Annotated in this window: 8 protein-coding genes; 5 read left to right on the top strand and 3 right to left on the bottom strand. The window is 67.7% G+C overall.

Going from position 1 to position 14,441, the window contains the following annotated elements; genetic code table 11:
• The first annotated feature begins 22 nt into the window (after nucleotides 1-22).
• A complete protein-coding gene (locus AB0P21_RS39555; protein WP_363704357.1) occupies nucleotides 23-2,116 on the top strand; it encodes a PQQ-dependent sugar dehydrogenase in 2,094 nt (697 codons plus the stop codon).
• Between the two features lie 135 nt (nucleotides 2,117-2,251).
• Nucleotides 2,252-5,029 carry a BTAD domain-containing putative transcriptional regulator gene (locus tag AB0P21_RS39560; protein ID WP_363704466.1) on the top strand — a complete coding sequence of 926 codons (2,778 nt, stop codon included), beginning with the start codon at nucleotides 2,252-2,254 and terminating at the stop codon, nucleotides 5,027-5,029.
• Nucleotides 5,030-5,063: 34 nt separating this feature from the next.
• Here the strand turns inward: AB0P21_RS39560 and AB0P21_RS39565 are convergent, their stop codons facing one another.
• On the bottom strand, nucleotides 5,064-6,632 hold the full coding sequence (locus AB0P21_RS39565; protein ID WP_363704358.1) for a carboxylesterase family protein: 1,569 nt from the start codon (nucleotides 6,630-6,632) through the stop codon (nucleotides 5,064-5,066).
• 108 nt (nucleotides 6,633-6,740) lie between these two features.
• Between AB0P21_RS39565 and AB0P21_RS39570 the strand changes: the two genes are divergently transcribed.
• Together AB0P21_RS39570 and AB0P21_RS39575 are read left to right on the top strand one after the other, a co-directional pair.
• Nucleotides 6,741-7,853, top strand: coding sequence for a histidine kinase (locus AB0P21_RS39570; RefSeq protein WP_363704360.1), 1,113 nt, complete (start codon nucleotides 6,741-6,743; stop codon nucleotides 7,851-7,853).
• A complete protein-coding gene (locus tag AB0P21_RS39575; protein WP_363704362.1) occupies nucleotides 7,850-8,488 on the top strand; it encodes a response regulator transcription factor in 639 nt (212 codons plus the stop codon). The genes AB0P21_RS39570 and AB0P21_RS39575 overlap by 4 nt, the downstream gene beginning before the upstream one ends.
• 4 nt (nucleotides 8,489-8,492) lie before the next feature.
• Here the strand turns inward: AB0P21_RS39575 and AB0P21_RS39580 are convergent, their stop codons facing one another.
• On the bottom strand, nucleotides 8,493-10,061 hold the full coding sequence (locus AB0P21_RS39580; RefSeq protein WP_363704364.1) for a tannase/feruloyl esterase family alpha/beta hydrolase: 1,569 nt from the start codon (nucleotides 10,059-10,061) through the stop codon (nucleotides 8,493-8,495).
• Nucleotides 10,062-10,112: 51 nt separating this feature from the next.
• Between AB0P21_RS39580 and AB0P21_RS39585 the strand changes: the two genes are divergently transcribed.
• Nucleotides 10,113-10,961 carry a helix-turn-helix transcriptional regulator gene (locus AB0P21_RS39585; RefSeq protein ID WP_363704366.1) on the top strand — a complete coding sequence of 283 codons (849 nt, stop codon included), beginning with the start codon at nucleotides 10,113-10,115 and terminating at the stop codon, nucleotides 10,959-10,961.
• 6 nt (nucleotides 10,962-10,967) lie between these two features.
• On the opposite strand, the gene AB0P21_RS39590 is transcribed toward AB0P21_RS39585, so the two are convergent.
• Nucleotides 10,968-14,429, bottom strand: coding sequence for an error-prone DNA polymerase (locus AB0P21_RS39590; protein ID WP_363704368.1), 3,462 nt, complete (start codon nucleotides 14,427-14,429; stop codon nucleotides 10,968-10,970).
• Between the last annotated feature and the right edge of the window lie 12 nt (nucleotides 14,430-14,441).

The raw sequence follows: 14,441 nt of genomic DNA on the forward strand, positions 1-14,441 counted from the left end.
GCACCGCCCCCGAGGAGAGCACATGACCAACGAAGCGAGTCATCCGAGCACGCGACGCTTGCGCAAAGGCGGGCCGAACCGTCAACTGCGGCCCGTCGGCGTGCTGTTGCTGGTTGCGGCGATGATAGGGACATTTCTGATCTTCAGCGGACCGGCTACGGCCGCGATCGGCAACCCCGTGGTTGGCGCCGGGTCGGGGTTGTGTCTGGACGTCAAGGACGCGAGTACGACGCCGGGCACACCCATCCAGATCTGGACCTGTCATGCAGGTAGTCATCAGAGTTGGGACTTCACCGCGGCCGGTGAGATGCGGACCTTCGACGGCACTCGCTGCCTCGATGCCAAGGCCGGTGGTACGACCGCCCCGACGGCGGTCAGCAGCTACACCTGCCACGGCGGGACGAACCAGAAGTTCCGTCTCAATGCCAACGGCACGATCACCGCGACCAACTCGGGGCTCTGCCTCGATGTCGTGGCCGCCGGTACTGCGCCCGGCTCCGTGGTTCAGTTGTGGACCTGCAACGGCGGGTCCAACCAGCGCTGGACGCAGGGCGGCGCGGACAGCCAGGCACCCACCGCACCCGGCAACGCTCGTACCAGCAATTTGACCTGCAACTCGGTCACGTTGGCCTGGAACGCTTCGACCGACAACGTCGGCGTCACCTCGTACGACATCTACCACGACGGGCAGCTGATGAAGTCGGTGTCCGGCAGCACCGTCTCGACGCAGCTGAGCGTGGTGGCGAACGCGACCTGGGGCCTGTACGTCAACGCCCGCGATGCTGCCGGCAACGTCTCCCAGGCCAGCAACACCGCCACGATCGCAATCCCGCCCTGTCAGGCTGACAACCAGCCGCCGACCGCTCCTGGCGGCCTGACCGGCACGGCCAGTGGTACGACCGTCAATCTGCGCTGGACCGCATCGACCGACAACGTCGGGGTCACCGGCTACGACATCTTCAGGGGTACGGCGAAGGCCGGTTCGGTCAGCGGTACGACGACGATCTTCGCCGACAGCGGTCTGGCCGCCAACACGCGGTACGAGTACTACGTGGTCGCGCGGGACGCGCAATCGAACGTCTCACCCCGCAGCAACCTGGTGGCTGTCACGACCGGTGCGTCGTGTGGCAGCGCGATCTGTTCGGTCAGTCAGCTCGCCACGGACAACGACATCCCCTGGGGTGTCACGACGTTGCCGGACGGGCAACTGCTCTACAGCCGTCGTGACGCCCAGAACATCGTGCGGCTCGATCCCGCCAACGGCAGCAAGACCAGTATCGGGCAGGTCCCGAACGTGCAGAGCACCGACGGCGAGGGTGGTCTGCTCGGGATCGCCATCGCGCCGAACTTCAGCAGCGACCCCTGGTTGTACGTCATGCACACCAGCCCCACCGACAACCGCGTCGTACGGATTCGCTACCTCAACGGTCTCCTGAGTGGGTCTCCGCAGGTGCTGGTCAACGGGATCGCCCGCAACAAGTTCCACAACGGCGGACGGCTGCGGTTCGGCCCGGACGGCAAGCTGTACGTCTCGACCGGCGACGGCCAGAACGGCGACTGGGCGCAGGACCTCAACAACCTCAGCGGCAAGATCCTGCGGATCAACGCCGACGGCAGCGTGCCGTCCGACAACCCGTTCGGCAACAGGGTCTGGAGCTACGGCCACCGCAACCCGCAGGGCCTCGCCTTCGACTCGCAGGGCCGGTTGTGGGAGCAGGAATTCGGCAACGCCGTCATGGACGAGACGAACATCATCGTCAAGGGCGGCAACTACGGCTGGCCGAGCTGCGAGGGCACCTCGGGCACCTGTGGTACAGCGGGTTTCCGCGCACCGATCCGGACCTATCCCACCGCAGAGGGCTCCTGTAGCGGCATCGCCATCGTGCAGGACGTTCTGTACATCTCCTGCCTGCGAGGGAGCCGCCTGTACCGCGCCACCATCAGCGGCGGCGGTCTGACCAACGTGCAAAGCCTCCTCGCCGGGACCTACGGCAGGTTGCGCACGGTCGAACCGGCACCGGGCGGCGGGCTGTGGCTGACGACCAGCAACAACGGGGACAAGGACAGCGTCCCCAACAACAGCAACGAGCGGATCTTCCGGGTGGCTCTCGGCTGATCGACCAACGGATCCGTTGACTGCGAAACCACCGAGGCTCGATTAGCCCCGTGGAGTCCTAGAGTCGCTGTGGGTCGCGCCGCGATCGTCACCGATGAATGGCGGCGTACGGATTCGAGGGGGCGACTGGTGGCGATGAACGGGCTCGAGGTCGGAGTTCTCGGACCTCTGGTGGTACTTCGCGACGGACAGCCGATCGCTGTGTCGAGCGATCGGCTGCGAGCGCTACTTGCGGTGTTGGCCATCTCGGCGGGACGGTTCGTGTCGGTGGACACGATCGGCGCCGCGGTCTGGGGTACCGATCCGCCGGTCAGTGTCCGGCGATCGGTTCAAACCTGTGTCACCAGACTGCGGCGGCTGATCGGCGCCGAATCCATCGTCACCGCGCCTGATGGGTACATCCTCGCGATCGAACCGGACAACGTGGACGCGCTGAGGCTTCTGCGCTGGACGAACAGCGAACCAGGCGACCCGACATCCGCTGCCGAGATCTTGGCGCTGTGGCGAGGACAGCCCTTCGAAGGAATCCGGCCGGATTGGCTGGCGCAGACAGAGTCCGCTCGCCTGGTGGAGCACTACCTGACGGTCGCCGAGCAGTTGATCGATCAACTCATCGATGCCGGACAGTTGCCGGCGGCCACGATTCGGCTGCGCGAGCTGACCACGCGGCATCCGCTGCGAGAGCCGTTGTGGGCCAGGCTTCTGATCGCGCTGGACCGATCCGGGCGGCAAGCCGAGGCACTCGAAAGCTACGAGACGATCCGGTCGACGCTCGCCGGCGAGCTCGGCGTCGACCCCGGACCGGAACTCCAACGCCTGTACGCCGAACTGCTGGTCGACGACCACTCCCCCATCGCATCGGTGCGCGTCCCGCAGCAACTGCCGTCGGGCACCGTGTGTTTCACCGGCCGTCATGAGGCCCTCGCCGCGTTGACCCGGCTCCTTCCCAGTGCGCAGAGGGCACGACCCATCGTGGTCGCGGGCGTGCACGGCGCGGGCGGGGTCGGTAAGACCGCGCTTGCCGTCCACTGGGCTCACCTGGTCCGCGATCGCTTTCCCGACGGCCAGCTCTTCCTGGACCTACGCGGCTACGGCCCGGGTGCGCCGATGACCCCGGGTGCAGCGCTCGACCTGCTGCTGTCCGGTCTGGGTGTTCCTGTTGACCAGATCCCGGCCAGTATCGATGCGCGCAGCACACTACTGCGCACCCACCTCGCTGACCGGCGGATGCTGATCGTGCTGGACAACGCACTGAACGCGGGCCAGGTCCGGCCGTTGCTACCTGGTTCCTCCAGTCTGGTCCTGGTCACCAGCCGCAACCGGCTCCGCGGCCTGGTTGTGCATCACGACGCACACCAGATCGGCCTCGATGCGCTCAGGCCCGCCGAGTCGATCGAACTGATCGAGCGGCTGATGCCTACCTCGGCAACAGCGGACGGCGAAGCAGGACCTGCCGAGCTCGCGGAGCTCTGCGGGCACCTACCGCTGGCCCTCCGCATCGCTGCCTCGCATCACGACCGCGACCGCCCCAACCAGGTGCCGGCACTCCTGACTGAGCTTCGGGAGGAGCAGAGTCGACTCGACGCACTCCAGTTCGACGACGAGTCGGCGGGTATCCGAGCAGTGTTCTCCTGGTCGTACCGGGCGCTGGATCCGGCGTCAGCACAGCTGTTTCGGCTACTGGGCACCCTGCCCACCCCTGACATCACCCCACCAGCCGCGGCAGCTTTGGCAGGAATCACCCCCAGCGAGGCACGGCGGCTCATGAACCGGCTGGTCGAAGCCCACCTGCTCGAGGAGCGTCGCCCGGACCGTTACGAGCAACATGACCTGCTTCGGCTGTACGCCGGTGAGCTTGCCGAAGAGCATGACGCGGCGGGCCGCGACAGCGCAGTACGGCGTCTGTTCAGCTTCTACATCTACTCGGCCCGGGCCGGCCGGCGAAAGCTCGGCAGCGGCCGCGGCGAGCCGTCGGCACCCCTGGATCCGCTGCTCGACAGCGTCGTCCCGCTCGACTTCGATGACGACCGGCAGGCGATGGCCTGGTTCGACTCCGTGCGCCCCGTGGCCTTGCCGGCGATCCAGCTGGCGATCTCGATGGGGCTCGACCGGACCGGCTACGAGCTCAGCCAGATGCTGTCGATCGGTTCCCTGTTCCGGCGCGATTATCACCACGTCCGCCGAATTCACGAGCTAGGTCTCGCCTGTGCCCGCCGGACCGCCGACAGCCTGGTGGAGGCCAACAGTGCGCAATCCGTCGGCACAGCCTGGTGGCACCTCGGCGACAACCACCGCGCGATCGAGCATTTCGAGCAGGCCGCACGGCTGTTCGGTCAGGAAGGCTCACTCCAGGGCAGCGCGGACGTGCTGGAGATGGCGGCCACCTGTCACTACGACCTCGGGCAGTACGACCAAGCCGTCGATCAACTGGAGCAGAGCGTCGAGCTGATACGCCGTCTCCCTACCGACGAGACCGAGGCGAGGAAGCTCAACACGCTCGCGATGGTCTATCTGTGGGTCGGCCGTCCCGAGGACGCACTGACAGCCGGTCAGCGCGCACTCGAGCTGTGCGGTCGCAGCACCCATCGCCTGCTGGAATCGTACGTCTGGGACACCATCGGCCAGGCCCAGACACATCTGCGGCACTTCGACGACGCCTCCCGTTCGTACCAGCAAGGCATCGACCTGGCGCGCGATCTCGACGACCAACCGCATCTCGCCGAGATCCACGCCAATCTGGCCAAGTCGCAACAGGCCGCCGGACGACTGGATCAAGCCAGGATCAACATTCGGTCCGCACTCCAGATCCTGCGCCGGCTCGACATCGAAGAGACCGACGACATCAGCCGCTCCGAGCTCCTCGCCGTGCTGGCCGGTCTGGACCAGGTCAGCTCGTCGCACCGACCGCAGTGAGGGCGACGCGGTGTTCACATGCTGCGAACGAGCCTCACCGCCACACGTCGCATTGGTGTTCGTGTGCGGCATCGACCGGCTGGTTGCCGTGGAGCTGCAAGGACTGGGTAAATCGCCCGTCGTACTTCGGCCAGTTGGCGCGGCCTGTCCGCGCGAAGTCGGTCCAGATTCCGATCATCCGGTCGCCCAGTCGTCGCTGAGCTTGGGTGAGTTCGGTCGGTTCAGTCCCCCGGTACGGCGCTTGCGTGCGTAGGTCGAACAGGTAGGCCAGTTCGGACGCATGTGATGCGCCGGCCGGGAGGTCGGTGAAGAACTGGGTGTACGTCGGCGCTGTCCGGTCGGCGAACTCGTAGCTCCAGGCCGGGGTGAAGCGGCGGATCGCCGCTGTCGTTTCCAGTTGCGGGCAGGCGAACACCCGGTCGGTGTCGACCGCCGCGAAGGTGAGTGCCGAGTCCGCCTGGGCGGGGTACCGGGCCTCGATACGGCCTGCGTCGTCGCCGAAGGTGGTGCGCAGCAGGGCACGGTAGCGGGCGGCATCGATCGGTCCGGTGAGTGCCTGGACGAACATCGTGGTGAACCGGGCCTCGTCCGTGGTGTTCCCGGACAGGACGGGGACTCGGTTGAAGCGGCCGGTGCGCAGCGCGACCTCCGGATCGAGGGGCAAGGACCGCCCGCCAACTCCCAGTGCGAATCCGGCTTCGTTTCCGATCAACTGGCTCGCTGGGAGACCGCGCAGGCAGGTGAGCTGGTTCGCAGTACGAGCGCACTTGCCGCCTGCGACTTGGGCAGCCACTGTTCGTCCGCGCTCGGCGAGGGTCCGCACCGGGCTGAACAGGCTTCCGTCGCGGACCTGGAGCACGGTGCCGTCCGGACCGACCGACGTGGGCACGCCGAGCAGACACGATCCGCTCTGCATGATGGCTCGCTGGAACAGCCCGCGACTTCCGGGCGAGACGAGGTTGGCGCAGACGTCGGTACCGCCTGCGGACTCGCCGAAGATGGTGACCTTGCCGGGATCGCCGCCGAACAAGACGGCGTTCCGGTGGACCCAGCGCAGCGCGGCCTGCTGGTCCAGCAACCCGAACGCGCCCGAATCGGCGAGGCCCGGGAGACCGAAGAACCCGAAGACACCGAGCCGGTAGTTGATCGTCACCACGACCACGTCACCCCGCTCGGCCATCCGGGCCGGATCGAACTCGGCGCTCGATCCGGAGGTGTTGCCGCCGCCGTGGATCCAGACCAGCACCGGTCGTGGCCCGGCCGGCCGGTGTGGCCGGGTGACGTTCAGGTACAGGCAGTCTTCTGTTGCCCCGGGCAACGCCGCCTGCGCGCATCCGGGTGGGAGCTGGGTGGCGTCCTTGACACCGATCCAGGGCTTGGCCGGCTGCGGCGCCTTCCAGCGCAATGGGCCGACCGGCGCCGCGGCGTACGGGATGCCGGAGAACCGGTCGACGGAGCCGTCGCTGGTACCGCGCGCCACACCGCCGGTCGTCGCGATCACCGGCGCGGGCCGCGTCGACGGACTCGCGTCGACCACACTCAGGCCGCCGACTGTGGCAGTGGTCGCCGCGAGGACAAGGGCACCGAGCGATTTCCAGATCATGACCTCCATGCTGGTACTTCGCGCCGGTCCGTTGCACTGACTTTCGTCCGGACCCGCCGGACGAAAGTGAGGCGTTCGGAGTACCGACGAGCCGCTACCGTGGCAGCCATGGTTCGGCGCGTGCTCGTCTCGGTCTCGGTGCTGGCCGCGCTGTTCAGCGGCGCGATCGGGATCATCCTGCCCGGACCGCCCTCCCCCGCGCTCATCGTCGGCATCGTGTTCCAGTTGAGCGCAACTGCTCTGGTCGCCCTCGCCTCGCCGCACCTCGGTGTCATCGCCGTGACGATCGTTGCCGCGGGCATGGTTGCCGGTCCGGCGCCGTGGCCTGGCCTGTTCGACCTCGGTGCCACCGCCTGGATCCCGATCACCTTGGCCTGGTCGGTAGTCCGCGCTGTCGAGCACGCTCGGACCCCTCTCCAGCTCTGGCTCTGCGGCCTGTTCACCATCGGGTATGTCGGTGTCGTCGGTACTGAACGTGGCCCGGTCCAGGCTGCTGGGTCCGTGTTGCCGATCCTCGGCGCCGTGACGATCGCCTACGCACTCCGGCTCCGCCGCGCACGCCAGGACCAGCTGGTGGCGCTCGACCAAGCACGTCGTGGCAGCGACCGAGATCGACTGGCAGCCCAGATCCACGACACACTCGGCCACCACCTCACCCTGATGGTCCTGCGCGCTAATTCCTTCGCCCTCACCGCCAACGATCCAGCTGGCCGGGAGACAGGGCGACAACTCGCGGCCTTCGGTACGGCGGCACTGGCAGACCTGCGCGGACTGGTCACTGCCGTGCGTACCCCCGCCTCCGATACACCCCAAGGCATGCACGCAGCGGCACTTGAGGAACTCGTCGCCGACGGCCGAGCAGCAGGACAGCGGATCACCTTCACGGTGTCGGGTGAGCCTGCCGAGTTCAGTCCTGCGATCCTGCGAGCCGTGCACCGGGTGATCCAGGAAGGCCTCACCAATGCTCGAAAGCACGCGCCGGGCAGCACTGCGGCAGTAGAGGTTGTCATAGGCGACGACGTGGTAGTTGCGGTGAGCAACGACGGCGCCGTAGCGGGCCAGTCGCCGGCTGCCGCCGGAGACGGTGAACCATCGGCCCACGGAACCGGACTCAGCGCACTGCGCCGACGGATCGAGATTCTCGACGGCGAACTGGACGCCCGCCCCACGGCCGCCGGTTACGCTGTCCGCGTGCGCCTGCCGAAGCGGACCGAGAAATGACCGTACGGGTCCTGCTGGTCGACGACGACCCGATGGTGCTGGAGTTCCTCCGGACCATCCTGACCGCCAGCCCCGAACTCGACGTGATCAGTACCGCCGAGGACGGGGCGGCAGCCGTCGAAGAGGTCTTGCGTCACCGGCCCGACGTGGTCCTGATGGACCTGCGGATGCCGGACGTCGACGGCGTCCGCGCCACCGCCGAGATCCGCAAGCTCGACAACCCACCGTTCGTCGTGGTGATGACCACCTTCGACACCGACGAGCAGGTTCGCGCCGCTTTGGCCGTGGGCGCCAGTGGCTACCTGCTCAAAAGCACCCCGCCCGAGGCACTCGCCCATCTCGTCCTGGCAGCGGCCACTGGAGCATCGGTGCTGTCGCCCGAGACACTTCAGCGTCTCCAGACCCCGGCTCAGGCGCCACTCGATCCCCGGATCGCCCGGTTGCCCGATCGGGACCGGGAGATCCTGGTCGCCCTCGGCGAGGGACTGTCCAACGCCTCGATCGCGCGCCGGCTCTACCTCAGTGAAGGAACGGTGAAAGGGCTCGTGTCGAGGCTGATGACAACGCTCGACTGTGACAACCGCACGCAGCTCGCCCTGCTCAGCCAGGGCGTCTTCGAGAACCGCAACCGCTGATGGCTCAGCTGCAGCGGTAGCTGGTCGCCACCCTCGGGTCACCGTGTCCGACGTACTGCGAGACCTTCGGGTAGGCACACAGATCCCGCTGCTCAGCTCCGTCGGCAGTTGCTGCTGGCAACGTCTTCGGCGCCTCACCCTTCTCGACCCACGTGACCAGCGAAGTCAGCGGATCCGTCGGGGTGATTCCGCCACCACAGTGACCAGCTCCCGGCGCCAGGAAGAGCCGGTAGAAGTCGTTCACGCGAGCGCTCCCACCCAGTTCGCGCTCGACCCGCTTGCGATAGTCGACAGTCCCCAGCGCAGGGATCAACGAGTCCGACAGGCCGTGCCACGACAGCAGCTTGCCGCCGGAACGCTGGAAGGCCGACAGATCCGGATTGTCGCTACCGATCACGCGGTTGTACTGCGCCTGCGACTGCCGGAACAGCTTGGCGAACTGGGCGTAGGTGAGCTTGCTGGTGTCGTACGCCGGGTCAAGCTTCAGGAAGTTGCGCACCCAACTGTCCGGCACGATGAACGGTACTGCGTGCGGCTCGGCAGCCTGCGTCGTCGCCAGACCGTCGAACGGCGTACCGCGGGTCAGGCCGTAGTAGCCGCGCGGCCCGTCCCAGATCTTGCGTACGACGCGAGCGTCGGCCGCGGTGATCTCGACCGGCTTGCCGTCGCACAGCACGGTCTTGCCGATCAGCCGATCGGGTGCCCAGGTGCAGTTCTGCGGCTGGTCGATGACGCCGTTAAGCACGCCGTCCTTGGCGTCGCAGGCCTGAACCGCGGCCTTGGTGAACTCGGCGAACACACACGCGGTCGGGTACGTCTTCTCCTGGTTCATCACCACGGCCGGCCAGATCGCACCCACGGTCCAGCGATCCCAGTTGACGGCCGGCGACTGGGCGAGGATGCCATCGAAGTCGTCCGGATGCTGCTGCGCTTCCAGGTACCCCTGACGGCCGCCGGTGGAACAGCCGGTCCAGTACGAGTACGCCGCTGCGCGTCCGTAGTACTGGTTGGTGACGGCCTTGCCCACGATCGACAACTCGTGCACCGAGCGGGACGCGAAGTTCTTCAGGAGCGCCTGGTTGACCTCGCCGTCCTTGAGCGCCCAGGGGTCCGCGGTGAACCCGGACGGTCCGACACCGGCGTCGGTGGAGGCGACGGCGTATCCAGCCTTCACTGCATTCGCCCACGGGATACCGAACTCACCGGCGAAGTACCCACTACCGCCGAGCGCCTGGAATCGGCCGTTCCAGCCGGTCTTCGGCAGCCACACCACGGTCTTCACGTGGTCTCCCGCACCAGGGTGGCTCAGCTGAACCGTGACCTCGCAGTACGCCGGTACGCCCGCAACCGGGCCGCTCGGGAACGGCGGGTTAGGCGGGACGTCAACCGTCCCGCCGGGCTTGTCTACGGCGGAGAGCGAGTCCACCCGGGCGCCCTGCGGCGCCTTGATGGAGATGGTGGAGCAGGTCGTGGCAGTGCTGGCTGCCGTGGTGGTCGAGGCCGAGCTGCCGGAGACCGGTATCAGCGCGGCCAGCGGCACGATCGCCGCCGTGATCACAAGGGTTCGTTTCATGGGCTCAACCACATCAACCGTTGGCCGAGGCAACCAGGGATACTTTGTCCTGTGATCCAGCCCACTCTGAACCGAGCGCTGCTCGCGGACTTCCTGCGGACGCGCCGCGAGCAACTACAGCCGGAGGACGTCGGCCTGCCACGGGCTCCCCGCCGCCGCTCGAGTGGACTGCGCCGCGAAGAGGTCGCCGAGCTGGCCGGACTGTCGACCGACTACTACAGCCGGATGGAACAGCAGCGTGGCCCACGGCCGTCGGAGCAGTTGCTCAATGCCCTGGCCGAGGCCTTGCGCCTGTCGGGAGACGAGTGCAACCACTTGTTCCGGATCGCCGGCTACCCCAACCCTCCGCAGTACCTACACGACCGGCCGGCCGACAGTCTCGTTCGGGTTATGCGGCAACTCGAACACAGTCCGGCACAGATCTGCAGCCACCTGGGCCGGACCCTCGTCCAGAACCGGCTGGCTGTCACCGTCTTCGGCGACCATTCCCGCTTCCGGGGCCTGCGCCGGTACTGGGCCTACCGTTGGTTCCTCGAGCCTGAGGAGCGCGAGCTGTACGCACCGGAGGACCACGCGATCATCGCCCGCTCGATCGTGGCCGAGGTACTGGCCACCCACGGCGCCGACCCGTCGGCCCCGGAGGCGGACGCGTTGGTGAAAACCCTGCTCGGCAAGAGCCGGGACTTCGCCGCGATCTGGGCCGAGCACCCTGTCTTCGAGCGGGACTGGCCCCGGCTGCACCTGAACCACCCGGACGCAGGCCCGCTCGAACTCAACAGCGACTTCGTCGTCGACGCCGACCGGTCGCAGTTCCTGGCCGTCTTCACCGCCGATCCCGGCAGCGCGGACGAGGAGAAACTGCGATCGCTGGCGAAGCCCAACGACGACTTCGTCTGGTGATAAGCCTTACCGGAAGTCCCGGGATTTGGACTTGGCGGCGAGTGGGAGGGGCTGCATTCGTTCGGCGTTGAGATTGACGACCTGACCCGTGCGTTGGACCCGGCCGGTGACGATGACGGCGGCCGCGGTGCGGGCGGTTTTGGCGTTGGCGTTCCAGGCGCCGATGGACACCACGATGTTGGACATGCCGGTTTCGTCCTCGAGGTTGATGAAGGTGACACCGGAGGCGGTGGCCGGCCGTTGCCGGTGAGTGATGACACCGGCTACCCGGACCCGGGAGCCATCGCGGGCTTGGCGGAGATCGGCGGCGGACAGGATGCTTTGGTCGCGGAGCCAGCCGCGGATGCGTTGGACGGGGTGGGCGGTGGCGGTGATGCTGGTCGACCACAGGTCGGCCATGTCGGTCTCGATCTCGCTCATCCCGGGCAGCATCGGCGGCGCTCCGACCGCGCTGATGCCAGGCAGTCGGCCGGGACGTTCCTCGGCCGCGGCGCCGGCCTGCCAGATCGCTTGGCGTCGATCGAGGCCGAAGCAGTCGAACGCCCCGGCGGTGGCGAGGGCGTCGACTTGTTTGGCGGTGATCCCGGTACGGCGTACCAAGTCGGCCATCGACGCGTACGGACCGTTCGTGCCGCGTTCGGCGACGATCTTCTCGGCGTCCTTCGCGCTGATCGACCGGACATCGGTCAAGCCGAGCCGTACGGCGTAGGCGCCGTCGCGGCGGTGGGTGCTGGTGGTGAACGGGGCATCCAGGTCGAACGGGCCGACGACGGGTTGCGGGTCGACCAGGCAGGCCGGGTCGCCGGTCGGCCCGGTGAGTTCCTGGCCGTCGACCAGGCGCTCGAGGTCGGCGTTGACGCCGGAACGGTCGAGGTCGGGGCGGCGAGTTTCGACGCCGTGCCGACGGGCGTCGGCGACCAGCGATTGCGGGGAGTAGAACCCCATCGGCTGCGCCCGCAGCAACGCGGCGAGGAACGCGGCCGGGTAGTGCAGGCGGAACCAGGTCGAGGTGTAGACGAGCAGCCCGAAGCTGATCGAGTGCGACTCGGCGAACCCGAAGTTCGCGAACGCCTCGATCTTGTCGTAGATCTCCGACGCGAGATCCCCGGTGATCCCGTTCGCGGCCATTCCGTCGAGCAGCTTCGCCTTCAGCGACGAGATCTTCTCGATGCCGCGTTTGGAGCCCATCGCGCGGCGCAGCAGGTCGGCCTCGTCGCCGTCGATCCCGCCGACGGCCATCGCCATCTGCATCAACTGTTCCTGGAACAACGGCACCCCCAGCGTCCGCTCGAGCACCGGCTCGAGCTTGGGGTGCAGATACGTGATGGGTTCTTCACCGGTACGCCGCCGGATGTACGGGTGCACTGCGCCGCCCTGGATCGGGCCCGGGCGGATCAACGCGATCTCGGTGACCAGGTCGTAGAATCGGCGCGGCAGCAACCTCGGCAGAGTGGCCATTTGAGCGCGGGACTCGACCTGGAACACCCCTACCGAATCGCCACGGCAGAGCTGGTCGTAGACCCCGGCCTCTTCTTTCGGAATCGAGTGCAGCGACCACTCCTCACCGGTGTGCTCACGCACCAAGTCAATGCAGTACTGGAGAGCGGCGAGCATGCCGAGGCCGAGCAGATCGAACTTGACCAGGCCCATCCAGGCACAGTCGTCCTTGTCCCACTGCAGTACGGTCCGATTCTCCTTGCGGGCGTGCTCGATCGGCACCACCTCCCCCACTGGCCGCTCGGTCAGCACCATCCCTCCGGAGTGGATCCCGAGGTGCCGCGGGAACTTCAGCAACTGGGTCGCCAGGTTCACGACGCGGGGCGGGATGTCTCCGTCTCCGCCGCTGCCGGCGGCGATGTCGGGTGACCAGCCGTCGACGTTCTTCGACCAAGCGTCCTGCTGCCCGACGGAGTACCCGAGAGCCTTGGCCGCGTCGCGGATCGCGGACTTCGGCCGGTACGAGATGACGTTGGCGACCTGAGCGGCGTTGCGGCGCCCGTACTTGCCGTACACGAACTGGATCACCTCTTCGCGCCGGTCGGAATCGAAGTCGACGTCGATATCCGGTTCCTCGGTCCGGGTCGCGGCCAGGAACCGCTCGAACGGCAACCCGTACAGAATGGAGTCCACCGCCGTGATCTCCAACGCGTAACACACCGCGGAATTCGCCGCCGATCCCCTGCCCTGATAGAGAATCCTCTTGTTCCGGGCGAACCGGCAGATGTCGAACACGATCAGGAAGTAGCCCGGGAAACCGCGCTCCTCGATCACCGCCAGCTCCCGATCCAGCCGCGCGTAGGCGTCCGGCCGCTGATCACGGGTGCCGTACCGGGTGCTCGCGCCGGTGTAGGTGAGGTGCCGCAGCCAGCTCATCGGCGTCTGCCCCTCCGGCACATCCCGCAACGGCAACCGCGGCTTCGCCCTCCGCAGGTCGAACCCGAGCTGCTCGGCCAGCTGCACCGAGTACTCCACCGCACCTGGATACCGGTGAAACTGTTGCCGCATCTCCTCACCCGAGCGCAGGAACGCCATCCCGGCCGGCGGCAGCCACCCGTCCATCGCGTCCAGGTCACGCCGAGCCCGTACTGCGGCCAGCGCGGCAGCGAGCTGGTGATCACGCGGGTTCGCGTAATGCACGTTGTTCGTCGCCACCACCGCCAACCCCCGCGCCGCGGCCAGGCCGGCAAGGATCCGGTTGCGGGTCGAGTCAGCCGGCAGCTGATGGTCGATCAGCTCGACCACCACCCGATCGGCACCGAACAACGCGACCAACCGGTCGAGCTCACGATCCGCAGCCGCCGGACCGGCCGCCGCTCCCCCAACCTCCAGCGCCTGCCGCACCGCACCTTTGCGGCAGCCGGTGAGTACGACCCAGTGGTCACGACCGCGAGCGGACAGCTCCTCGAGGTTGTACACCGGCCGGCCCTTCTCACCGCCCGCGAGCTGGGCTTCGGTGATCGCGCCGGCGAGCCGGTGATAACCCTCCTGCCCCTCGGCCAGCACCAGCAGATGGCTGCCTTCCGGGTCCGCGACCCCGTTCTGCGGCCCCGACAGCCCGAGCGACAACTCCGCGCCGAACACCGTTGGCACGCCGTGCGCGGTCGCGGCCTCGGCGAACCGGGCCGTGCCGTAGAAACCGTCGTGATCGGTCAACGCCAGACCCTGCAGGCCCAGCTCGGCCGCGGTCTCCACCAGCTTCTCCGGCTGCGACACGCCGTCGAGGAACGAGTACGTCGAATGCGCATGCAACTCCGCATACGGCACTGCCTCCGCGCGGAGCCGAGCCGCTCGGTCGATCGGCGACTCACCGTCGGCGGCGGGAACGTACGGGCCACGATGCTGACTCCATGCCGGGGAATCGCCACCATCGCCGGCTGCGGGGCGGCCGCCGTCACTGCCCGGCCGTGACCGGTTCGACAGCCGACGCTCCAGCTCCGACCACCTCACCGGTGGATTGTTGTAGCCCATCCGTGCCCCTCC

The organism is Kribbella sp. NPDC056861 (genome assembly GCF_040687575.1).
Taxonomy (GTDB): Bacteria; Actinomycetota; Actinomycetes; order Propionibacteriales; family Kribbellaceae; genus Kribbella.

Bases quoted from the DNA above. Each gene is read 5' to 3' on its own strand.
- AB0P21_RS39555 (WP_363704357.1), top strand. From the start codon at position 23: ATGACCAACGAAGCGAGTCATCCGAGCACGCGACGCTTGCGCAAAGGC.
- AB0P21_RS39560 (WP_363704466.1), top strand. From the start codon at position 2,252: ATGAACGGGCTCGAGGTCGGAGTTCTCGGACCTCTGGTGGTACTTCGC.
- AB0P21_RS39565 (WP_363704358.1), bottom strand. From the start codon at position 6,632: ATGATCTGGAAATCGCTCGGTGCCCTTGTCCTCGCGGCGACCACTGCC.
- AB0P21_RS39570 (WP_363704360.1), top strand. From the start codon at position 6,741: ATGGTTCGGCGCGTGCTCGTCTCGGTCTCGGTGCTGGCCGCGCTGTTC.
- AB0P21_RS39575 (WP_363704362.1), top strand. From the start codon at position 7,850: ATGACCGTACGGGTCCTGCTGGTCGACGACGACCCGATGGTGCTGGAG.
- AB0P21_RS39580 (WP_363704364.1), bottom strand. From the start codon at position 10,061: ATGAAACGAACCCTTGTGATCACGGCGGCGATCGTGCCGCTGGCCGCG.
- AB0P21_RS39590 (WP_363704368.1), bottom strand. From the start codon at position 14,429: ATGGGCTACAACAATCCACCGGTGAGGTGGTCGGAGCTGGAGCGTCGG.